Source organism: Bacillus sp. A1, from assembly GCF_042296235.1.
Taxonomy (GTDB): Bacteria; Bacillota; Bacilli; order Bacillales; family Bacillaceae; genus Bacillus; species Bacillus velezensis.
The window spans coordinates 1,568,173-1,591,707 of the sequence record NZ_CP141181.1 but is presented as its reverse complement, the minus strand read 5'-3'; the positions used below and the strand labels follow the sequence as shown (position 1 = coordinate 1,591,707).

At 46.9% G+C, this 23,535-nt stretch carries 19 protein-coding genes and 1 riboswitch; all 19 genes read right to left on the bottom strand.

Annotated elements, in window-relative coordinates:
• Nucleotides 1-2: 2 nt before the first annotated feature.
• The 19 genes from sepF to U2H13_RS07995 all read right to left on the bottom strand — a co-directional run bounded on the left by sepF (nucleotide 3) and on the right by U2H13_RS07995 (nucleotide 23,442).
• Nucleotides 3-461 (bottom strand): cell division protein SepF, encoded by a 459-nt coding sequence (gene sepF, locus U2H13_RS08085; RefSeq protein ID WP_007409719.1) that lies wholly within the window; start codon nucleotides 459-461, stop codon nucleotides 3-5.
• Entirely contained in the window at nucleotides 458-1,150 is a 693-nt protein-coding gene (locus U2H13_RS08080) for a YggS family pyridoxal phosphate-dependent enzyme (protein WP_021493712.1), read from the bottom strand. Before U2H13_RS08080 ends, sepF begins: the two co-directional genes overlap by 4 nt.
• 4 nt (nucleotides 1,151-1,154) lie before the next feature.
• On the bottom strand, nucleotides 1,155-1,991 hold the full coding sequence (pgeF, locus tag U2H13_RS08075) for a peptidoglycan editing factor PgeF (RefSeq protein ID WP_014304972.1): 837 nt from the start codon (nucleotides 1,989-1,991) through the stop codon (nucleotides 1,155-1,157).
• 154 nt (nucleotides 1,992-2,145) lie between these two features.
• Nucleotides 2,146-2,397, bottom strand: coding sequence for a YlmC/YmxH family sporulation protein (locus U2H13_RS08070; RefSeq protein ID WP_003154415.1), 252 nt, complete (start codon nucleotides 2,395-2,397; stop codon nucleotides 2,146-2,148).
• A gap of 60 nt (nucleotides 2,398-2,457) precedes the next feature.
• On the bottom strand, nucleotides 2,458-3,738 hold the full coding sequence (locus U2H13_RS08065; RefSeq protein WP_021493713.1) for an acetylornithine deacetylase: 1,281 nt from the start codon (nucleotides 3,736-3,738) through the stop codon (nucleotides 2,458-2,460).
• A gap of 75 nt (nucleotides 3,739-3,813) precedes the next feature.
• A riboswitch (TPP riboswitch) is annotated at nucleotides 3,814-3,918 on the bottom strand.
• Between the two features lie 4 nt (nucleotides 3,919-3,922).
• The gene (locus tag U2H13_RS08060) at nucleotides 3,923-4,720 is read right to left on the bottom strand and encodes an ABC transporter ATP-binding protein (protein WP_021493715.1); all 798 of its coding nucleotides are present in this window, start codon (nucleotides 4,718-4,720) and stop codon (nucleotides 3,923-3,925) included.
• Between the two features lie 127 nt (nucleotides 4,721-4,847).
• Nucleotides 4,848-5,630: an RNA polymerase sporulation sigma factor SigG gene (gene sigG, locus U2H13_RS08055; RefSeq protein WP_003154420.1), complete on the bottom strand. Its 783-nt coding sequence runs from the start codon at nucleotides 5,628-5,630 to the stop codon at nucleotides 4,848-4,850.
• A 140-nt stretch (nucleotides 5,631-5,770) separates the two neighbouring features.
• A complete protein-coding gene (sigE, locus tag U2H13_RS08050; RefSeq protein ID WP_007409714.1) occupies nucleotides 5,771-6,490 on the bottom strand; it encodes an RNA polymerase sporulation sigma factor SigE in 720 nt (239 codons plus the stop codon).
• Between the two features lie 57 nt (nucleotides 6,491-6,547).
• Nucleotides 6,548-7,477, bottom strand: coding sequence for a sigma-E processing peptidase SpoIIGA (spoIIGA, locus tag U2H13_RS08045; RefSeq protein WP_014417723.1), 930 nt, complete (start codon nucleotides 7,475-7,477; stop codon nucleotides 6,548-6,550).
• Nucleotides 7,478-7,693: 216 nt separating this feature from the next.
• Nucleotides 7,694-11,989: a S8 family serine peptidase gene (locus U2H13_RS08040; protein WP_376700762.1), complete on the bottom strand. Its 4,296-nt coding sequence runs from the start codon at nucleotides 11,987-11,989 to the stop codon at nucleotides 7,694-7,696.
• Between the two features lie 273 nt (nucleotides 11,990-12,262).
• Entirely contained in the window at nucleotides 12,263-13,411 is a 1,149-nt protein-coding gene (gene ftsZ / locus U2H13_RS08035; protein ID WP_014417721.1) for a cell division protein FtsZ, read from the bottom strand.
• Between the two features lie 35 nt (nucleotides 13,412-13,446).
• Nucleotides 13,447-14,760, bottom strand: coding sequence for a cell division protein FtsA (ftsA, locus tag U2H13_RS08030; RefSeq protein WP_003154425.1), 1,314 nt, complete (start codon nucleotides 14,758-14,760; stop codon nucleotides 13,447-13,449).
• Nucleotides 14,761-15,309: 549 nt separating this feature from the next.
• Nucleotides 15,310-16,098 carry a cell division protein FtsQ/DivIB gene (locus U2H13_RS08025; RefSeq protein WP_007409710.1) on the bottom strand — a complete coding sequence of 263 codons (789 nt, stop codon included), beginning with the start codon at nucleotides 16,096-16,098 and terminating at the stop codon, nucleotides 15,310-15,312.
• Nucleotides 16,099-16,226: 128 nt separating this feature from the next.
• Nucleotides 16,227-17,138, bottom strand: a complete 912-nt coding sequence (murB, locus tag U2H13_RS08020; RefSeq protein ID WP_015388267.1) for a UDP-N-acetylmuramate dehydrogenase — start codon at nucleotides 17,136-17,138, stop codon at nucleotides 16,227-16,229.
• Between the two features lie 25 nt (nucleotides 17,139-17,163).
• Nucleotides 17,164-18,255, bottom strand: a complete 1,092-nt coding sequence (gene murG / locus U2H13_RS08015; protein WP_174532570.1) for an undecaprenyldiphospho-muramoylpentapeptide beta-N-acetylglucosaminyltransferase — start codon at nucleotides 18,253-18,255, stop codon at nucleotides 17,164-17,166.
• Between the two features lie 117 nt (nucleotides 18,256-18,372).
• Nucleotides 18,373-19,473, bottom strand: a complete 1,101-nt coding sequence (spoVE, locus tag U2H13_RS08010; protein ID WP_003154430.1) for a stage V sporulation protein E — start codon at nucleotides 19,471-19,473, stop codon at nucleotides 18,373-18,375.
• 58 nt (nucleotides 19,474-19,531) lie between these two features.
• Nucleotides 19,532-20,887, bottom strand: coding sequence for a UDP-N-acetylmuramoyl-L-alanine--D-glutamate ligase (gene murD / locus U2H13_RS08005; RefSeq protein ID WP_025649484.1), 1,356 nt, complete (start codon nucleotides 20,885-20,887; stop codon nucleotides 19,532-19,534).
• Nucleotides 20,888-21,862: a phospho-N-acetylmuramoyl-pentapeptide-transferase gene (gene mraY / locus U2H13_RS08000; protein ID WP_021493718.1), complete on the bottom strand. Its 975-nt coding sequence runs from the start codon at nucleotides 21,860-21,862 to the stop codon at nucleotides 20,888-20,890. It lies immediately after the preceding gene.
• Nucleotides 21,863-21,969: 107 nt separating this feature from the next.
• Entirely contained in the window at nucleotides 21,970-23,442 is a 1,473-nt protein-coding gene (locus tag U2H13_RS07995; RefSeq protein WP_017417733.1) for a UDP-N-acetylmuramoyl-L-alanyl-D-glutamate--2,6-diaminopimelate ligase, read from the bottom strand.
• Between the last annotated feature and the right edge of the window lie 93 nt (nucleotides 23,443-23,535).

Sequence of the window (23,535 nt, the reverse complement as noted above, 5' to 3'; positions counted from 1 at the left end):
CTTTACCACCTCTGATGTTCGTCTTCATTTATAAGCTCCGAAATCGTGCCGGAAACGTCGACATTATCAGGCGTGCACAGAAAAATATCTGAACCGATTCTCTGAATGTCGCCGCCGATGGCGTAGACGGTACCGCTTAAAAAGTCGACGATTCTTTTCGCCTGATCATGCTGGATGCGCTGCAGATTGACGACAACCGCCCGCCTGTTCTTTAAATGATCGGCGATTTCCTGCGCTTCCGCATATACACGCGGTTCACTCAACACCACTTTAGAGGATTTCTGAACACTTTGCAAGCTTACTACGTTCTGCTTGCCCTGCGGCTTCTGAGCGTAAGCAGGCTGTTTATCTTTCTGCTGTTCATGCTCTTCCGGATGATCCTGCTCCGTTTCAATGTATTCGTACTCGTACTCCTCCTCATCCATTGAGAAAAAGTTTTTCAGTTTATTTTTCATGCTCATTTGTTTACACCCCCCGGTTCATTTCCGACTAATGAAGAGCCGATTCTGATAAAAGTTGCGCCCTCTTCAACAGCGATTTCATAGTCATTTGACATGCCCATTGACAGTTCCCGGCACGGTGCGTTTGTCTGATTCAGTTTTTGCACCTGATCCCTCAGATCACGCAATTGCCGGAAGCAGGCTCTGATCGTTTCTGTATCGTCTGTCAGGGGAGCCATCGTCATCAGGCCCTCTACAGAAATGTTTCTAAACTCAGAAAGCTCTCTGATAAAGGGGATGACCTCCTCTGTTTTCAAACCGTGCTTAGACGGCTCAAGCGAAGTATTCACCTGCACAAAACAGCGAACCGTATGCTGCGCCCGTTTTTCAATCTCTTTTGCCAATGACAGTCTGTCTAAGGAATGAATATAAGATACACGGTCAACGACGGCCTTCACCTTTCTGGACTGAAGACTGCCGATAAAGTGCCACTCCGGGCTGCCTTTGATGACTTCCTGCTTACGGATAAGCTCGGCATCCCGGTTTTCTCCCAGACTTGTAATACCGGCATCAACGGCCTCTTGAGCCCTTTCGGCTGATACGTATTTTGTAACCGCGATGACGGTAACATCTTCGGGGCTTCGGCCCGATCTGTTACATGCTTCGTTTATTCTTTCGTTTATATGTCGTAATTGATCAGCAACACGCAAGATCTTACGCCTCCTTCATTCCGATAAAGGACATCATGCGTCCCGTTTTCCCTTTGTCGCGGCGGTGTGAAAAGAATAGTTCACGCTCTCGTTCGGTGCATAAACCGCTGACTGAAATGTTTTCTTCCGGAATGCCGCAATGTATCAGAAGAAGACGGTTGACCTCTTTTAAATCAAGCTGATACTGGCCTTTTTCCGTTTCGCATATGGCGGATTCAGCCGTAAAAGGCAGCGCCCGCACTTCATTGATGACGCGGTCGTCGACTGTATAGCTTCCCGCGCTGATGGACGGACCGATGACAGCCTGAATATCTGTTAAACGGGAGCCTTCTTCGTTTACCCAGCGTTCCGTCATGATGCGTCCGATTTGTTTGACCGTCCCCTTCCATCCGGCATGGGCAGCGCCGATAATGGATTTCACCGGGTCATAAAAATACAAGGGCACACAGTCCGCAAAACAAAGGGCCAAAAAAAGATTCGCATCTTTCGTGTAGAGCCCGTCCGTCCCGCGGAATGCGGAAGAATAGTCTCTCGCTCCTTTTCCTTTATCCCCGGCTGTCACGCGCCGGACGCGGTTTTCATGTGTCTGGTCGGCGAACACCCAGGAATCCAGATCAGTACCGCATAAGGACGCTATGACTTCACGGTTTGTCACAACATCATGAGCTTCGTCCCGGACGTGCAATCCGGTATTTAATGACTCATACGGAGGATTGCTGACCCCGCCGTTTTTCGTCGTGAATCCGGCGATGACCTTTGTGTTAAGCTGATTCACACAGTTCCAGTCTTCTATCATGAGTGCCGAGGGGGTGGTAAGACTAAACGGGTGATATGTATTCATGGAGATCCAACCTTTCGACAAACATTAAAAAAGCGTAATTTCCCACTCATTTTAACACAATTTTAAGCATACGTTTAGCGGCTGATTGAAAAATGAGATAAATAAATGTGCCGGAAACATTGAGATTTCCGGCTTTTTACAAGTGAAGGGAGGATTACGCTCCCCCTTTTGGTTCATTTACACGCACTAAGATGACATCTTCCCCAATTTTAACTATATTTCGCCAAGGAATGATCATTTCCTCTTCTTTTCCGAAAAAACCGAGAACTTTTCCGCTGCCGCCTAAAATAATCGCCTGAATTTTCCCCGTTGTCACGTTAATATCAATATCACCGATGCTTCCGAGTTTTTTTCCGTTCGACACGTTTACCACATCTTTTATTTGAAATTCAGATATGCTGATCATCCGTATCACGCCCTTTGCCCGTTCTTTTTCCTATTATATGAACGGCCGGGCTGAACCTTGTCACATCGGGCAATCTTTTTTGCGGCTGCACCAGCCGAGGATAAATCTCAGCATGATTTTCGTATAGTCCATAAGCTCATCAACGGACACTTCCTCGTTTACGGAGTGGGCGTTTTTTAAATCGCCGGGGCCGTATATGACGCTCGGAATCCCGGCATGATAAAGCCACCCTCCGTCTGTTACGGTTTGGGAAACATCAATGACGGGCTCCTGTTTTTTGACGGCTGAGTGTGATGCAGCCAAGACAGAAACTGCCGGATGGTCCGGGTCGATTTTCAGCGCCGGGAACACCTCTCCTCTGTCTTCAATCATCGAAGATCCGCCCCATTTGAACACCGGCCTGTTTTCTTTGAGCCACAGATCACTGTCAGCGACACGATTAATATAGTCTTCGATTTCTGCGGCTGCTTGTTCGTGCGTTTCGTTCGGATAAAAGTGGACGGTGATCCATAAACGGCATTCATCGGCGACAAACGCTGCGTGTCTTCCGCCTTCAATGACGGCGGGGTTGATCGTATTGGTGCCGGGCGCAAAGCCGGGATAGCTTTTCGTTACCGCCCAGTGGCGCTCCAGCTCTCCCAAGGCAGCAATGATTTTCGCCATTTTTTCGATGGCGCTCGCTCCGAATGTGCCTCCGCCTGCATGAATCATATTGCGCCTCATGCCGTCATGAAATGTTTGTTTGCTTTTCAATTCTATCCAGCCGGTGATGACACCGCCCTGCCCTTGAATATGCAGGCTGCTCGTATCCGCGACAACCGCAAAATCCGCGTGATAGCCGCGTTTGCAGCATTCCAGCGTCCCCGCCTCACCGACTTCTTCTCCGATTACAGACTGTACAATGAGGTCGCCCGGAAGCTTAATGCCGGCATCATGGATCAGCTTCAGAGAGAAAAGAACACACGCCAATCCCCCTTTCATATCAGCGGCGCCCCTTCCGATCAGCATGCCGTCTTTTACGAGCGGCTGAAACGGGTCAGAGTGCCAGTCTTCGCCCCCGGCTTCTGCCACATCAATGTGTCCGTTTAAAATCAGGCTTTGATGCCTGCTTGAATCTGTCCCTTCTAAAACACCGACTACATTCGGGTCTTCCGGATACACATCCCACATATCGACCGAGCAGCCCGTTTCTTTTAAAAAGCCGGCCACCCACTTTTGGGCTTCTGCCGTATTTCTTGCTGGCGGGGCCGGAGTGGGAAAGGCTATCAGTCTTTCAGCAATATGTATGAAGTCGTGCCGCCGTTTCTCCGCCTGGTGTAACAGCATATCAATCTGATGCATTGGAAACCTCCCCTTTGGCTGTATCAAAAAACCCGTTCATTCATGAAATGAAACGGGTAAAAAACGGATCTTCCTCCGCTTTTTTCACCGCTTCCCTCCGCCGGCATGATCCGGATCAGGTCCGTTAAGGGTTGAGACAACGTCTCTCTCAGCCGCGTGGCAGCACCCCCAGGGTGAATTTATGTTATTTTACGGATGATGCCTCTTTTGCACGTGTTAAAAACGGGCGGCCATTGTTCCATAAGACATTGACAGGCATATCGAAAAACGCTGTAAGCCGCTCGTCAGAAAGCATGTCCCTGATTTTCCCGGAGGCGAACACCTCGCCCTGTTTTAAAAGAAGCGCCTGATCAAATACCGGCAGAATTTCTTCAGCGTGATGGGTGACATAAAGGATGGACGGCGCATTTTCTTTTTCGGCGATCGACGTAATCGTGTCCAGCAGCTGCTCCCTTGCCATAAAATCAAGACCCGTCACGGGTTCGTCCAAAATCAGCAGTTCCGGATCAGCCATAAGCGCCCGCGCAATCAGCGCTCTTTGTCTTTCCCCTTGTGATAATGTTTCATACCGTCTGTCGGCGTAACTGATGGCGCCCAAATCCTTCAGAAGACCGATCGCTTTTTCCCTTACTTGCTCACTCGGAGTTTCGTACAGCCCGATTGAGGCGTACGCGCCGCTGAGGGCGATTTCAAAAGCGGAGTCCGCGGCATATAATTTGTGCTGAAGACCTGCCGAAACAAGGCCGATTTTCCTTCTGAGCCTGTCACCGAGCTCTGTTTTGCCGAATTGATGGCCGAGCACCTGCATCTCTCCTGAAGTGGGGAAGTAATAAGAGCATAACATATTCAGCAAAGCCGTTTTCCCGGCTCCGTTTAATCCGTACAGCACCCAATTTTCGTTTTTCTCGACGCGCCAGTTGATATCTTTCAAAATCCATTTCCCGTTTCTTTTTAATGACACACTGTCCAGCTGTAAAATCATTGCAGTTTCCCCCGTTTACTTTATTAAATTTTCTAAAAACTTTTACACATTAGAATACATCACTTCTTTGCAAACGTAAACCATCGCATGAAAAAAGCCTTTAAACAAGGTTTAAAGGCTTTTTCCGTTATTGATGGATATTCTTATTCATTTGTTTAATGGCTGCCTTTTCAAGCCTTGAGACCTGAGCTTGGGATATGCCGATTTCTTCAGCGACTTCCATTTGGGTTTTCCCTTGGAAAAAGCGCTTTCGCAAAATCATTTTTTCCCGTTCGTTCAGTCTTCTCATGCCTTCTTTCAGAGCCAGCTCCTCAATCCATTGTGTATCCTTGTTGCGCTCATCGCTGATCTGGTCCATCACGTAAATCGGATCGCCGCCGTCATTATAAATCGGCTCAAACAGTGAAACCGGATCCTGGATGGCGTCAAGGGCAAACACAATTTCTTCATGGGGCACTTCAAGAACTTTGGCGATTTCCTCTGCTGTCGGCTCCCTGCTTGTCTCACTGATTAACCGCTCTCTTACTTGAAGCGCTTTATATGCGATATCGCGAAGCGACCTCGAGACGCGGATCGGATTATTATCCCGCAAATATCTGCGGATTTCTCCGATGATCATCGGTACAGCGTATGTTGAAAACTTAACATTATGGCTTAGGTCAAAATTATCAATGGATTTCATTAGTCCGATGCAGCCGACCTGAAATAAGTCATCAACATACTCTCCTCTGTTGTTAAACCTCTGAATGACGCTTAAGACAAGGCGCAGATTGCCGTTTACAAGCTTTTCCCTCGCTGAATCATCGCCCTCATCCTGTAATTGCCTAAACAGCTTTCTCATCTCTTCATTCTTGAGCACCGGTAATTTGGAGGTATCCACCCCGCAAATTTCGACTTTATTTCTTGACACGTTTTTCCCTCCCACTAGGAGCTGCTGTACAACGTTAAGTATCTCCTCGGGTGGGAAAAATATGCACCGCCATTTTACAGAAATAAACATCCGGCTGCGGCAATCCTTGCAGCAGTAAGGGCTGTCAGATGGAAAAAATTTTACACCATTTTGTTAAACTCTTTTCTCAGTCTTTTGATAATCCGCTTTTCGAGCCGGGAGATATAAGATTGTGAAATCCCCATCATGTCGGCTACATCTTTTTGTGTTTTTTCTTCTTCTCCGACAAGCCCGAAACGCAGTTCCATAATCTGCTTTTCTCTTTCGTTTAATTGCTCAAGCGCTTTTTTCAGAAGTTTTTTATCCACATTGGCTTCAATGTCTTTTGTAATAATATCATCATCTGTGCCGAGCACATCCGAAAGCAGCAGTTCGTTTCCGTCCCAATCAATATTCAGCGGTTCATCAAAGGACACCTCTGAACGGATTTTGTTGTTACGGCGCAAGTACATTAAAATTTCGTTTTCGATACATCGCGACGCATAGGTGGCGAGTTTGATTTTCTTTTCCGGATTAAAAGTGTTTACCGCTTTGATCAAACCGATGGTGCCGATGCTGATTAAGTCCTCGATATTGATGCCGGTGTTTTCGAATTTGCGGGCAATGTAAACGACAAGACGTAAGTTTCTCTCAATCAGGATGGCCCGCGCCGCCTGATCCCCGCTCGGCAGCTTTAATAAGAGCACCTGCTCCTCTTCTTTAGACAAAGGCGGCGGCAGCGCCTCGCTTCCTCCTATGTAATATACTTCATCGCTTTTCAGTCCGAGTTTCATCAGCCATTTATACCACAAATATGTCAGACGCAGCTTAAGTTTTTTCATCTTCCTCCCCCTTCTAAATACAATGCATTTTGAGTATGATGAATAACAGACTTTTCGTCAGGAAACATGTTTTACAGCCTTCCCTGTCAGCATCTTCGGATGAACGATTCCGTCAAATTCACCGTCCGCGGATAATGGTTTCGTGCTGATGCCGATCAGGCATTTTTCACAAGCGATCATTTCGTCTTTTGTTAAAATCGTGACGTAATCCGGCTTTAAACAGAGTAAAAATTGATTGTCCTGGCCGACGCCCCTGTACGGAATCAGCCTCAGCTTATCCGCATGGCGGAACGAATCATCAAGCTGCTCTATCACTTCAAGCGGACTGGCGGATTTGATGAGGTCCGTTTCCTTTTCGCTGAGAATCGGAGCGAATTTGTCAATGCAAAGGATCATGACCGGCGTTTTCGTCAGCGGATCATACAGCTGATTCCCGGAATCCACCAATCCTTTCGCGCGGATTGTCTGTCCGCTGAATTCCGCCTGCACCATGACAAGTTCATCGTACTGAATGGACTTCGTCTCGATGTCTTCAATTCTCTTTTTCGAAAAAAACCATATGGCCGGAAATCCGATAACTACAAACATCCAGCTGATCGGGTCGCCGAATCCGGTCTGGCTTGTGACCATTACGCCTTGCTGCACAATTGATTCTGTCTGCAGCAGGGAATGTACGCCGATCATTCCCCCGCCGACGAGAAAAGTCGCGAAATAAAAGGCGAACAAATTTTGAAAAAAGTATCGGAACCGTTTAAAGCCAAAAGCCGTAAGCACGATGACTACTGAAAACGCCATTTTTCCCGCCGGATGCTCCACAAAGGGAGAAACAGGCGTAAACATCAGAAGCACAATGGCTGACCCGATGAAACCGCCGGCGGCCACTCTTCTTTTTTTCACCTGGCGTTTTAAAATAAAGGCGGTCAATAAAAGCAAAAGAGAATCAAAACAAAAGTTCAACAGCCAAATGACATCCAGATAGATTTTCACATCTGACCCCTTTCCTCTTTTGTCTTACTTATCTGTTTCTCTCTCTTGTTTCATAAGTATAAAGCAAGCTCTGTGGGAAAGTCTGTCAATTAATGTTGAGGGTAAAGTACAATTTTTAAGGGATAACCGTTTTATTTGTCGAGGGCCGAAAGGGTTGATTTCCTATTGTCCCCTTCAACTAAAAAAGCGCTGCCGTGATTTGGCAGCGCTCTGTTTTTACTCATTGATATAAAGTTTTCCTTTAGCCGTCTGTCTCGTTTCATTTCCGTAGTCATCTCTTGCGATAACGTCAATTTTTGCTCCGCTTGCTTTGATGGAAGAAGTCGCCGTCCAGTAACCCTCATATCGTCCCGGAGAAATTTCTCTCAGCGGAAGCTCTGTTGCGTTTTGGCTCCCTGCCCAGGCGTTTGTCAGAGGCAGACGGATCACGAAGGAAGCGTCTAATTTCTTTCCGCTTGAAAAAGCGATTTTCACTGATTCTCCGGCTTTTAATTCCTTATCAGCTCCGGGAACCAATCCGGAAATGACGGGAGCATTGTAATTGACATCGATTACCGTCTTTTTCGTTGTTTTGTTACCCGCTTCATCTGAGGCCGTGACCTTGATCTCATTGCTGCCGTTTTCCAGAAGGGTTCTCGCTTGATAAGAACCGTTATTTACTTCAGCTTTTTTTCCGTTCACCTTTACCCATTTTAAATGGGCGTCGTGCACTTTTCCTTTTACAGTCACTGCTTCTTTATTTGTTTTATCACCGTTTGCCGGACTGTCAATCGTCACATCCGGCTTATCCTCATCCAGTATGACCGTGACAGGGCGTGACTCATCGGTTGACCCGCTGTCTGTCACAGATGCCGCCGTCAGCCGATTGGCACCTTTAGTGAGTGTGACATCAGCCTGGAAATTGCCGTCTGCATCTGCTTTCGTTTCAGCGGCGGTTTTACCGTTATTGGTAAGACGGACAGCGGTTTTTGGTGAAGCCGTTCCTTTCACCGTGATTGACTTTTTGTTTGTAAATGATCGGTCTTCAGGCGACGTTATCTCAGGCACAGAAGCTTCGTAGTCGACCAAAGCTCTGATCATAAAGTTTCCGTCTGATTTATCGGTTTTAGACCAGCGGCCGTCGAGGTATTGCCAGTTTCTGTTCGAGTACGGACTGCCGTCATCAGATGACAGGGCAGATGTATAAGGGTCAGGTTTCGTCTGGCGGAACACAAGATAAAAATCCTTTCCGACCTCGATTCCTTTTGAGCTGAGATCCACTTTGGTCCATTCTCCGTTTCGAAGCGCTTCAGCTTGGAACGGGCCGGCAATTTTGCTGCCCGGAGCTCCATCAGGGCCGGATGCATCATATACTTCTGCTTGAAATTCGGTACCTCCCGGATCAGGCCAGTCTGCGCCCCAAAATTTAAAAAGGCCTCCCGTCAGCATACCGTGTTCTTTTCCGTCTTTAAGCGTCATCTTAACGGCAGATTTGCTGCCGGCTTTAAAATATGACAGCGCGGCTTCTTCTGTCCCGTTATCATAGGCAATTTCCCCTTCATAACCGATATACGGCTTAAGCTTGACGTTTTTTTCAGCATCCCCTTTGATGTCAACAGAAAATTCGCTATTGTAAAAGCCTTTTGCCGCTACTTTGATTGTGTAGGAGCCTTCGTACGCCTTAAGCGAATATTCCCCTTTATCGTTTGTCACCGCCGGTTTAATTGCGGCATCCTCAGCCACATAAAGCGCAGCCCCTTTTACCGGTTTACCTGTTGACTGATTGGTGATGGTTCCTTTTAGCGTGCCGGACGGCATTTGCTCCAGTGTAAAGTCTGCCTGTGCGGTTTTGTCTGATTGAATAGAAACTTGTTTCGAAGCGGACTTAAATCCGTAAGCCTCGGCTTTCAGCGTATAGCTTCCCGCCTTATGTGACAGGCTGTAGCTTCCGCTTGCAGGGTCGGAATATACGGATTTCCCCGTCTCGGAGACACTGATTTGCGCTCTGAGCGGCAGGAGGTTTGTTTCACGTTTCACTCTTTTTCCGGGTGATTTCACTGCCGGTTTGGCCTGTTTCGGACTGACGGCTTTTTTCTTCAGGTGGCCGGGAGGTGTTTGTCTATTGTGTTTACTTTTTTTAGCCGCCTTGCCGAGAGGGCTGCTTGAAAGCCGGACATCATCGATATACCATCCGTCTTCATTGAGTACTTCGTCTGACTGCATATTAAACATGAGCTTTATGTTTTGGCCTTTATACACAGATAAATCTGCCTCTTCATCATTCCATCCTGCTGAATCACCATTGTAAACGGCCGCCTGCTCCCAATTTGATTTTCCTTCCGGCAGAACGAACACATACCCGTAATCAAAAAATTCTTCGAGCTTGTGCCAGCTTTTAAATTGTAAAAACAGCCGTCCTGTTTCCGGAACTTGAATCGGAGGCATCACCAAATTCATGTTGGCTGAATCGGCATAAGGGCCGGACAGATTCGTCGCATACACTTTATCTCCGGAAAATGCGGTGCCGGGCCCTGAACCCGGGGTACCCCATTCCCATTGGTCATGTGTCCCGTAACTGGACCAGCCCGCCGGCTGTGATTCAAAATCCTCTTTGTATCCCGCCGTAATGCTCGGTTTCACGTCAGCCCGGTACGTATCAGATTCTACAGAATGACCTCCGAAATCTTTTATGGTCCATTTATAACTTATCTTGCTTCCCGTTACATCCGGAATTTCCGCCTGGTATGTTCCCTTTTTTTCATCACCGCTTTTTTGAACGGCGGCTGTCGTTTTCCACTCTCCTTCATCAAACTGATAGGAAAGGATGACTTCAGTTACGCTTACATCGTCTTCTGCTGTAACCGTTAACGGAAGGTTTGCCCCTTTGTAAGCCACTGAGACCGATTCATGATGAAAGCTGGGCGGATTGTGATCTTCGCCCGCAGAAGAGACCTTGCCTGCTACGCTTCCGATTCCGTCCGTTACGGCAGAAACGGCATCAAAAGCGTTAACGAGACCGTGGCCGTAACCGTTATTCGGTGATTCCGGAAAAACGGAATCTGTCAGCTTTTCCGCGGTGCGCGTCAAAACGTCTTCCATTTCATCGACCGTAATAGAGGCGTTTGCCTGCCTTAACAAAGCCGCCGTCGCCGCCACATGCGGCCCGGCCATTGAAGTTCCGTCCCAGCCGCCTTCGTATGTTCCTCCAGGAATCGAAGAACGGATATTCACTCCCGGAGCCGAAATGTCCGGTTTTGTTTCATGATACGGTGAGGGGCCTTGAAGTGAGAAATCAGCGAGTTTCTTGTCGATGTCAGTCGCACCTGTCGCAAATGCTTCAGGATAATTGGCCGGATTCGCGATTGAACCCGGTCCTCCCGGTGTAAATAAGTCTTCATTTCCCGCAGAGAATTCCGGAAAAATCCCTGCCGCTCTCCACGCATTCACCATATCGCGGTACCACTCGTCCATTCCCGAACCGCCTGCCCAGGAATTATTAACAACATCCGGCGCCATCTCGGGATGCGGCGTGCCGTTTTTATCTTTAGGCGCGAGCACCCATTCACCGGCATCCAAAATATCGGCATCGGTTCCTCCGTCATCTGAAAATGCTTTTACTGCGATCCATTTCGCCCCCGGAGCCACACCGATTTGATTTGAGCCGTCAGGTTCTGAACCCGTCATGGTCCCTGTTACATGAGTGCCGTGTTCAAGATCATCGTAGGGAGCGTCTTTATGGGACACGGCATCATACCAGTTCATTTCATGATTCGGCGCTGCGGGATTTTCAGGATCGTAACCCCGGTATTTTTCCTTAAGCGCCGGATGATCCCACTGAACTCCCGTATCAATGGAGGCGACAACCGTGCCGGTTCCGTCGTATCCTGAGGCCCAGGCCTGCGGCGCATCAATTTGGCTGATATTCCATTCGATGCCTTCCTTTGCTTTGATCTCTTTTTGTTTTTTCTTCATTTGAAAAGGAGCTTTTGATTGTCGTTGAGTAAGCTGACGTTTTTCATTCGGAAGAACTTTTTCTACTTCAGGAAATGAGGCGGCTTTTTCCATTACCTCTTTCGAAGCAGTGACTGCCATTCCGTTGACAATATAATAGGAATGGATGTGATCAGCCTTGCCTTTCTTTTTTTGTTTTTCCAAATATGTTTTCAGATTCTGCTGCGCATCATGAGCCGCCAGTTTTAAAGAAGAAACGACGGCTGATCGCTTTTGATATTCGGTTTTTGCTGCGGAAAGCGATTGAGACTTGGCGTTTTTTTCTGCTTCTTTGACCGCTTTTTTCGTATTGGCTTTCTCTTTAAATTTGATAAGAAACGTGACTTTATCATTTTTTTCAAAACGCTTCTTGACTGAATCGGAAATCTTATGCTGAATGCTCTTAGAGGAAGAAAGATCTTTGGTGAAAGAAACTGCCCCCGGTGTGCTGTTCGCTCCGGCTGCACCCGGAAACAACAGTGAACTGACGACAATCGCGCTTAAAACGGAGCCTGTCCATCTGTTTCTCGTTTTTTTCTTCAATCGTATCCCCCCTTATTTGGTAACGCCCTATAAAATGTGTATCCCTCCTTCATAATTGGAATCGTTTGTCATTTTCGATGCTGTACGTTAAATGTAGACAATCTTCCATCCAGATATTGTCACATTCTGTAGAAAGCCGTATAAAACTAAAAAACAATCAATTCGTCATAGGTATAAAGTTTCTTTTTTCACTGTATAGATCATGGGGATAGGAAGGAAGACTGGCACAAAAAAGAAAAAGGACAAAACCATGTGGTCTTGTCCTTTTTTACATCAGCCGCGTTTGTTGCGGTTTCTTAAAAATGTAGGAATGTCGAGGGCATCATCCGCCGGCTGTGATGTATGGCGGTTCGCCGTGTTTTGATGCTGTGTTTCTTCTCGTTTCGGCTCACGTTTCGCAGCGTTTTGGCTTTGAGACTTCAATCCTTGGTTTAAAGTCGGGCGCTGCGGTTTTGAGTCATCTTTTTCCTGTTCGATAAAACCGGTCGCAATAACGGTGACGACGATTTCATCTTTCAGATTTTCATTGATAACTGAACCGAAAATCATGTTGACATCAGGGTCAGATGCAGAAGCGACGATGTCGGCTGCTTCCTGCACTTCGTAGAGGCTCAGGTTTGTACCTCCCGTAATGTTCATCAAAACACCTTGCGCTCCGTCGATTGCCGCTTCCAGTAACGGACTGGAGATCGCCTTTTTGGCGGCTTCAGCAGCACGGCTTTCGCCCGTAGCGATCCCGATACCCATCAATGCTGAACCTTTGTTGGACATGATGGTTTTGACATCGGCAAAGTCCAAGTTGATTAAACCAGGCGTTGCGATGAGGTCAGAGATACCTTGCACCCCTTGGCGAAGCACGTTATCAGCTTCACGGAATGCTTCAAGCATCGGTGTGTTTTTATCGACAATTTCAAGAATGCGGTCATTCGGAATAACGATCAGTGTGTCAACGGCTTCTTTCATTGCCGTGATACCGCCTGCAGCCTGCAGCTGGCGTTTTCTTCCTTCAAATGTAAACGGTCTTGTTACGACACCGACAGTCAAAGCGCCTAAGTCCTTTGCGATTTGCGCGATAACCGGTGCGGCTCCCGTTCCGGTACCGCCTCCCATTCCGGCTGTAACGAACACCATGTCAGCGCCTTTTAGCGCTTCTTCGATTTGTTCCTTACTTTCTTCAGCGGCTTTTTTGCCGACTTCCGGATTCGCACCCGCTCCGAGACCGCGGGTCAGCTTTTCCCCGATCTGCATTTTCACTTCCGCTTTTGACAGGTTAAGAGCTTGCGCGTCCGTGTTTACCGCAATGTACTCTACACCCTGTACTTCATTTTCAATCATTCGGTTGACCGCGTTATTACCGCCGCCTCCTACTCCGATTACTTTAATTGATGCTAAGCCGTCTATGTTTGTTTCGAAATCCAACATGCTAAATCCTCCTAATCTGCCGAATGACTATCAATCTATTCCCAAAACATGCTTAATAGTTTTTTCATTTTGCTCGGTTTGTTGTGTTCGGCTTGTGTTTTTTGTTTTGCTTTTGGACGCTGCTGCGCCTCTGGCCGCTGATGATGTTCTTCTTCGTGAGAGACCGCGATTTCCTGCACGGCTTCTTCCGGCATATGAAAGCCTATTTTTCTTCCCTGAATTCTGGCATTTCGGCAGGCAAATTGTATCAAGCCGACACCCGTCATATACTGAGGGTCTCTTACACCGATATAATTCGGGCTTGCAACCCTTACATTGTGCCTCAGCACTTCCTGTGCCAATGAAAGCACTCCGGGCATTGCGGCCTGTCCGCCGGTCAGCACAAAGCCGCCGGGCAGATCTGTAATTCCCATATGCTCAATTTCGGCTGCGGCAATCTCAAGAATCTCTTCCACTCTTGCTTCAATAATATTGGCAATTTCCTGCTGTGTAAAAGATTGCTTTTGATTCGTTCCTATGACGGTGACTTCAAATACTTCATCTTCTGAAGCCTCATCATAGAATGCATGTCCGAATTGTTTTTTTACTCTTTCAGCCTCTTCGGTGGAAGTGCGCAATCCGATCGATACATCTTTCGTGATGTTTTCGCCTCCGAGCGGAATGACGGCTGTCTCCTTCAGGTGCCCCTGTTCAAATACCGCCACCGTCGTCGAGCCGCCTCCGATATCAATCATGGCGACTCCGAGGTTTTTTTCGTCTTTTGACAAAGCCGCCGAACCGGCCGCAAGCGGCTGCAGGCAGATATCAGTAATTTCAACGCCCGCTCTCTCCACACAGCGAAGTAAATTATGTAAGATCGTTTTGGAGCCGGTAATCAGCGTGCCTTCTACTTCCAGGCGCACGCCGAGCATTTTTTTCGGATCGGTAATTTCGTCTCTTCCGTCAACGATAAACTGTTTAGGAACGACGTCAACGATCAGCTGCTCATGCGGAACTGACACGACCTGTGCCGCTTCCATTACCCTGCGGACGTCTTCAACGTGAATTTCTTTGTTTTCACTGGAAACAGCGACAACGCCGTTCGTATCTTGAATATGAATATAATTTCCATTAACGCCGACAATGGCTTTTTTCAGCGGAAAACCTACCATTCTTTCAGCTTGGTCAAACGCTTTTCTTATAGAATGAACGGTTTCATCTATATCAACGATTGAGCCTTTTTTCAACCCTTCAGACGGTACATTTCCCACTCCGATAATGTTAAGGGAATCATCTGTCATTTCTCCGACGATCACTTTTGTATTGGACGTACCGATGTCAAGACTGACGTAAAGTTCATTGTTGTTCATTCTATGGCACCTCCTCACATTTCGATCAAATTCTATTCTATTATTTGCGGAACAACAATACAATGAATGTGGCTTTACAAGTGTGTAACAAAAACAACAGCATCAACAAATTCTTATCTGATTTCTCACAATTTATGTTTAATGAAACTATTCGTTATATTCTATGTATATCCTCTTTTATATCGCATTTTTTTTATTTTTTTTAGAGACGGCCCACCTTACCGTAAGATTTCCTGTCACGGTGCCATAATGTGCAAACCAGATGCAAATATACCCGCTTTCCATTAGTCTACACTAAGATGAACCTCCAGAAAAGCTATAGATATTGCCAGAAACATCCAAAAAAAGAAGAAACAGGAGGAAAATTCCAAATGCAATGCTCATTGCAGAAGACACGCCCATTGCATTGAGAATTTTCCGCTTGTCCGGCAGCCATATCCCGGGCAAAAACAAACATAGTCATAATGATTCCGCTATCGGTTATATCGGCTGCCCCGCTGATTGTAATAGATTCTTTTGAATCACCTTTAAATTAGTTCTTTAGAACTATTAATCATTTTCTTTTTTCTTGCCGGATTTACCTTTGTTAAATTCTTCAAAATACGTAGCGACTTCTAAGTGGATAATCCCCTTTTTCCCGCCGTCCAGCTGGGAAACGATAGAAGGATAGGTCTTCATCCGGCCGGCAAACGTTTTAATAGAAGCGGTAACTACATACCCGTCGTTCATATACAGCTTGATCCGGTCCTGATCCATTTTTACCGGTGTATAATAGATTTCAGAAATCGACTGCTTTAGCGAACCGGAAAGCTTATCAAGCTGCTCCGCCATTTTGACCCGCTTTTTCGCGTTTGTCCAGTCAACCAAAATCGGGCCCGCGTCATCCGGTGTGACTTCGTTCGGCAGCACAGTGCCGTTTTCGAGCACTTCATAATACACATCATGTCGCTGCAGATACGCGATCGTCTTGTATTCTTCAATGTGAATGCTGACTTTGTTAGGAAATACTTTTGAAAGTTCCGCCTTTTTCACCAGCTTATTCTGCTCAATCTTTTCTTCTGTTTGTTTCTTGTTCAGACTCCAGAACTCGGTTTGTCCGTTATGTATATCAGAAAGCGCGTTGATCTCTTTTACAGAAACGTTTTCGTTTCCGGAAACGGTGACAGAAGACACTTTGCTGATCGGCATCTGCAAGTACACGATGATCAGCACCATCATAAAAAAGAGCACAATGAATGAAATCAGCCGGCGGTTTGCTTTTTGTTTCCGCTGCTCTTTGATTTTCGGAATCCGCTCTTCAATATTTACGATTTTTTCTCTTTCATGATTTGGGTTCACTGCCTGTCCACCTCACTAAGAATGAAACAGCTTGACATTCGTCTGATTGAAAAACAAACGGCATGCTGTGATGCCGTTTGACATTTGTTAAAAGTATATCACATGAGCTCATGTAATCAGAGAACCTTTTAACGATTCCCTCCGATGATTTCAACTTCTGTATGCATGTCAACATCATACTGCTCACGGATTGTCTTTTTCACATACTCAATCAGGTCTAGAACGTCCTTGGCAGTCGCTCCGCCGGCATTGACGATAAAATTCCCGTGCATTTCGGATACTTTCGCTCCGCCGATCTGATGTCCTTTTAATCCCGCTTTTTCAACGAGGTTTCCGGCATGATTCGGCAGCGGATTTCTGAATATGCTTCCGGCGCAGGGGCTTGAATACGGCTGAGTATTTTTTCTGTAATCTTTGTTCTGTTGCATTTGCGCCGTAATGGCTTCCCGTTCCTTCTGCTCAAGCTGAAGAACTGCCTCGAGACAGACGCCGGGGCGTTTTTTCTGCAAAACAGACGTTCTGTAGCTGAAATCCATCTCTTCGTTTGTCAGCCATTCGATTGTGCCGTCTTCAAATAAGATACGGGCTTTCACAAGAATCTCACTCATATCAGATCCGTGCGCCCCGGCATTCATATAGACGGCTCCGCCGATTGATCCGGGAATGCCCGCTGCAAATTCGAGACCGGACATTCCTTTTTTACTCATGGAAGTCGCAAGCCGGACGACCGAATAGCCGCCTCCGACCGTCACTTGATCACCGTCAATCTCCAAATGATCCAGACCCGCGCCCAGTTTGATGACAACTCCTCTTATGCCTTCATCAAGCACGAGCAGATTTGAACCGCGGCCGATAACCGTCCATGGCAGATCATGTTTCTTCACAATATCCATAATATCTTTGACCGCTTCCACACGGTTGGGGATGATCAAAATGTCCGCCGGACCGCCGATTTTCATCGTTGTATGGTTCGCGAGCGGTTCTTGTTCCAGCACTTTGCCGACTTCGCGGTCTCTTAATTCCTGAATTACGTTCTCCATCATAAACCTCCGCATTCCATTTGCTCTATTTTTTTATGTCTTCCATGATACTGTACAGTCTGGCTGCCGCATCCGGAACACCGAGTGATTTTGTCCGCTCACTCATGTCTTTTAAGGTTTCTTCATTCATGACGATTTTGTCCAGCGCAGCGATCAGTTTTTCTCCGCTGAGCTCGGTTTCCTTCAGTACGATTGCAGCTTCATGCTGGCTGAGCGCCTTCGCATTGACCTCCTGGTGATTGGCTGTCACATACGGGCTCGGAATAAGCACGCTCGGAATGCCGAGAGCGGTGATCTCCGCAATCGTCGTCGCTCCGGCTCTTGCCACAATGACATCAATTGATTGTAAGTACTCCGGCATTTGGTGCAAAAACGGTTTTGTCACCATATTATCAGCGGCTTTTCCGCCTTTCAGCTCAGCCGTTACCTTCTCGTAATGCACTTCCCCGGTAATATAAAGGACTTGGTAAGGTCTCGTTTTCAATTCTTCCTGCATCTCTATAACGGCACGGTTAATGGGAGCCGCGCCTCTGCTTCCGCCGAAAATGAGCACCGTTTTTTGATTGTCTTTCAGCCCGAACTCAGTTAATGAGCGGCCTGTCTTAATTGAGACGACTTCAGAGGCTCTCGGGTTTCCCGTAAACACAACTTTTTCAGCAGGAAAATGCGATTTTGCCTCTTCAAAGCAAATTGCCACCTTATTAACATATTTCGAGAGAAACTTATTTGTGATGCCGGGCAGGCTGTTTTGCTCATGAATGATCGTCGGAATCCCCATTTTTGCCGCCGCGTATACAACCGGACCGCATACATAGCCGCCTGTACCGATAACGGCATCCGGTTTAAACTCTTTTAAATATGATTTGCTTTTCGTCACGCCTTTTAAGAAACGCATGACGGTTTTTACATTTTCAAAAGAAAGTTTTCGTTTGAAACCTGTAATTTCAATGGCGCGAAACGGAATATTTTCCCGTTCAACAATTTTTTTCTCAAGACCGTTCTCTGTTCCGATATACAAAAATTCCACATCCGGATGCCGGCGCTGAACTTCTTTAATAAAGGCCAGGGCCGGATAAATATGTCCTCCGGTTCCGCCTCCGCTTACTGCAATACGCATTCGTATGTCCCCCTTAATCACATAGCGATAACCCTGTTTTTTTAGGACAGGGTTATTGATGTTGTCTGTTTTTTTATAGATAACGAATAAATCATGAGTGATGAGGCAAGATACAGGTCAATACCTCGAGTACCGGCTGACATTTAAAAGCACGCCGACCGCTGCGAGCATCAGCGTCAGTGATGAGCCTCCGTAGCTTAAAAACGGCAGCGTAATTCCTGTTACCGGGATCAGCCCCGTCACAACGCCGATATTAATCATGACTTGAATAGCTATCATAGAAATAATACCGATGGCGACAAAGCTTCCGTATAAATCCGGCGCGCCGAGGGCAATCCTGACGCCCCGCCATAATAAAATACTGAACAGCAGCAATATGAGCGAACCGCCGATAAAGCCGAGTTCCTCAGATAAAATAGCAAAAATGAAATCGGTTTGCGGCTCCGGCAGGTAAAAAAACTTTTGCCGGCTTTGACCCAGCCCCATCCCGAACAGTCCGCCCGGACCTACGGCATAGAGCGACTGAATGATCTGAAATCCGCTTCCAAGCGGATCCTCCCACGGGTTTAAGTAAGAGGTAATCCGTTTAATCCGATAAGGAGCGGACAGAACTAGTGCCGCAAATCCGCTTAAACCGATGAGTCCGAGAAACGCAAAATGAGCGATTCGCGCACCGGAAACAAAAATCATCACGATGCACGTGCCCACCATTACCGTCCCCGTTCCCAGATCTGGCTGGCACATAATAATAATAAATGCAGAAAACACGATTCCGAGCGCGGGAACGAATCCGCGTCTGAATGACGTAATATTCTTCTGTTTTTCAGAAAGAAATTTAGCCAGAAACGCGATCATCGCGAGTTTCATAAACTCCGAAGGCTGAATGCTGAACGCTCCCACTCCGATCCAGCTTCTTGAACCGTTCCGCACCATTCCGACTCCCGGAATCAGCACAAGCACAAGCAGAAAAAAACAAATGATCAGAAGCAGCTTCGACCATGTGCGCCATGTCCAATAATCCACATTCATAATGAAAAACATGGCAATGACGCCGATCCCCGCAAACAGCAGCTGCCGTTTCGCGAAGAAAAACGAGTCGTCAAATTTATAATCCGCCCATACCGCACTTGCACTGTAGACCATAATTAATCCTATTGTTAAAAGCAATAACGTAATGATAACTAATAACAAATCAGGCGCTGTTTTTTTAGTAGTCAAAGCAATCGACACCCCAAGCATAAGTCATTTAGGGCTGCCGATGAACAGAGACAAGCCCTTACTTAAGCATATGCACGGCATCTATAAACATGTCACCGCGTTCTTCAAATGTTTTGAACTGATCCCAGCTTGCACACGCGGGTGACAAGAGGATGACGTCTCCTTCATTTGAGAGCGCAAACGCCGCAGATACTGCTTGTTCAACATTATCGACACGTTTGACATGTTGTATTCCCAGCTCATTGCCCAGTTTTTCTATCTTCGGCGCTGTCTGTCCGAACGTCAGGACCGCTTTGACATTGTCCATATACGGTTTCAGGTCGTCAAAACCGTTGCCGCGGTCCAGTCCGCCTGCAAGCAGAATAACCGGTGCTTTGAATGCGGAGAGCGCTTTGCTTGTGGCCAAAATATTCGTCGCTTTGCTGTCATTATAAAATTTACGATTCTGGATCGCAGTTACATACTGCAGACGGTGTTTGACACCGGTAAAGCTTGTCAGCACCTTCTGAATCGCTTTATTAGACGCGCCCGCCGTTTTTGCCGCGGCTACAGCGGCCAATATATTTTCTAAATTGTGCGCGCCCGGCAGTACGATGTCATCAACAGGCAGAATCGCTTCATCGCCGAACATCAGCATTCCGTCTTTAATGAATGCGCCGCTTGACAGTTCCTGGTGAACTGAAAACGGAACGGTGCCGGCTTTTCCGCTTTCGGCAAGCCGCACGACTGTTTCATCGCTTTGATTCACGATGGCCGTATCACTCTCAAGCTGATGAAGATACACGTTCTGCTTGGCTTTTTCATAGTTTTCACGGCTGTGATGGTAATCCAAATGAGCGTCGAACACATTTAAAATCAGGCCGATTTCAGGTCTGAACGCATGAGTCCCCATAAGCTGGAACGAAGAAAGCTCTGTGACGATCCATTCATCACCGTCAGCATGATAAGCCACTTCACTGGCGACAGTGCCGATATTCCCTGCGATCAGCGCCTTTATCGAGTCAGCTTTCAGCATTTCATAAATCAGGGTCGTCGTTGTTGTTTTCCCGTTTGAACCTGTAATGCCGATGAATTTTGCATTGGTGATATAATACGCAAGCTCGATTTCCGTCCAGACCGGGATGCCTCTTCTTTGCGCTTCCTCCACCATGATATTTTCATACGGGATTCCGGGATTTTTGATCAGAATGGTAATGTGATGCTGATCAAAAAGTGACGTCGGATGCTCACCGCAGATGACCTCAATTCCTCTTTCTGCAAGCCTTTGGGCAGGTTCGTTCTCTTCAAAGGCTTTTTGATCATTCACGACGACGTTAACGCCTTTTTCATGAAGAATCGACGCAGCCGCATATCCGCTTTTCGCCAGTCCGAGGACCAGAAAGTTTTGTTTTTGCAAAAAAAGTTCGTTTTCCACTTATAACCACACCTCGATGTAAATTCCTAAAACGGCAAGCAGCAGTCCCGCAGTCCAGAATGTGACGACAACTCTCCATTCAGACCATCCGACCAATTCGTAATGGTGGTGAAGCGGACTCATCTTAAAGATTCGTTTTCCTGTCGTTTTAAAGCTGATGACTTGTAAGATAACAGATAAGGTCTCAATAACAAATACTCCGCCGATAATGACGAGCAGAATTTCAAGCTTCGTCAGAATGGCCACGGTCACGATCGCTCCTCCGAGCGCAAGCGAACCGGTATCCCCCATAAATACCTTGGCGGGATGGGCGTTGAATACAAGAAAACCGAGAACGGCGCCGACAACGGCAACCGAGAAAATCGCAACGTCATATTGTGACTGGTTCCACGCAAGGATGGCGAAAGCGCCGAATGCGATAGCCGCGGTACCGGACAAGAGACCGTCCAGACCGTCTGTCAGGTTGACGGCATTTGAACCTCCGACAAGCATAAAGAGAACGAGGATAAAGTATCCCCAGCCGAGATCGATTGACAGATGTGTGCCCGGCACCCTGATGCCGGTTGAAAAATGGCAATAATGATATACTCCGTAAAATACAATGGCAATAATGATCTGGCCGATCAATTTCTGCTTCGACGTCAATCCGAGATTCCGTTTCATTACTACTTTAATATAGTCATCCAGAAAGCCGAGCAGGCCGTATCCGATCGTGACAAACAGCAGAAGAAACATTTCCGCGCTCAGATGCGAAAATTTCTGCGTCATGACAATCGCCGTAATGGCGATGGATAAGATAATCATGACTCCGCCCATCGTCGGCGTCCCTGATTTTTTCATATGTGATTTCGGCCCCTCTTCCCTGATACTTTGGCCGAATTTTAAACGTCTTAAAAACGGGATAAGAATCGGAGATATCAGAACACTGATTAAAAATCCCATTATTATTGTAAATAAAATCACTTGCTCAAGCATTGCTCTTTTCTCCTCCCGTTTCGTTCAAACGACATACGTATTTATCATATTCACATTGTGTCCCCGTAATTCTTTTCATTTCCCTCATTCTAACACTCTTTCCTGTTTTACTTTTTATTCAGCTCAACAATAGCTCTACCCGCTACTTCGGCGTCATCAAAGTCGAATGTTTCATTGCCGATCTGCTGATAGGTTTCATGCCCTTTCCCGGCAATCAGAACCACATCTCCCTTTTTCGCGTTGGCAATGGCAAAAAAGATAGCCTGCTCGCGGTTTGCGATACTGTGATAGTAAGTGCCTTCTACCCCTCTTTCCATATCTCTTAATATGGCCAGCGGGTCCTCGCTTCTCGGGTTATCTGAAGTGAAAATCGGTTCGTCGGCAATCCGCACCGCAATTTCGGCCATTTTCGGGCGTTTCGTTTTGTCCCGGTCTCCGCCGCAGCCGACGACGACGAAAAGCTTGCCCTCTGTCATGTCTTTACATGTATTCAGAACGTTTTCCAGACTGTCAGGCGTGTGCGCGTAATCGACGACCACAGGAAACGGCTGATTATGATTCACCAGTTCAAACCGGCCTCTGACACCTTGAAGCTCTTCAAGAGCGCTTGCGATCGTATCAAACGGCAGTCCCGCTGCGATCGCTGTCGCCGCTGCAGCCAGTACGTTATACACGTTGAAGCGGCCGACGAGTGAAACCGTGATCTGCTTTGTTCCTTTTGGCGTAACGAGTTCAAAGCTTGTGCCTTGCGCAGAGATCTCGATTTGTTTCGCCATGACATCGGCATCGTTCTCGATTCCGTATGTAAGGATGTGCGCCGCCGTCACTTTTTCAAAATAAGCACTGGCTTTGTCATCTGCGTTTAAAACGGCCCGCTTCGGCTTTTCGTGGTTAAAGGAGCCGCCCAGCTGGGAAAACAGGAGGCTTTTAGCCTGTCTGTAGTCTTCCATCGTCTTGTGATAGTCTAAATGGTCCTGCGTCAGGTTCGTGAATACGGCGATATCATAATCGCAGCCGTGAACCCTGCCGAGTGACAGAGCGTGAGAAGACACTTCCATAATAGCTGTGTCAACATGCTCATCATTCATTTTCTTGAACGTTTTTTGCAGTGTGACGCTTTCGGGCGTTGTATTTTTGACCGGGAATGTCTCATCCCCGATTTTAATGTACATCGTTCCGATTAAACCGGTCTGCCTTCCCGCTTTTTTGAAAATCTCATCAACCATGTGCGTCGTTGATGTTTTGCCGTTTGTGCCGGTGATGCCGATAAGCTGAAGCTGCTTTGTCGGCTGCCCGTAAAACGCGTCAGAAAGAACGCTGAGCGCCCGCTGTGACCGGCGGACGATAATGACAGGAACATCGACGTCAAGCTCTTTCTCGGCAACGATGGCCGCTGCGCCGTTTTCTGCGGCTTTTTGGGCGAAATCATGTCCGTCTACCGTATACCCTTTTATACATACAAAAAGACTCCCTTTTCTCACTTCCCTGGAGTCCATCTCAATTGAAGTTATGTCAGGGTCATGAAAGTCATTTTGAACAGGTTCGGCCATTAAATATGTAAGCAGCTTTGTAAGTTTCATTGTATCAAACCTCTCAGAAATTCTATTCATTCTTTTATCATGATAACCGTTTATAAAAGTCAGAATGGCTTTTAAACATACAGTTCATATTTT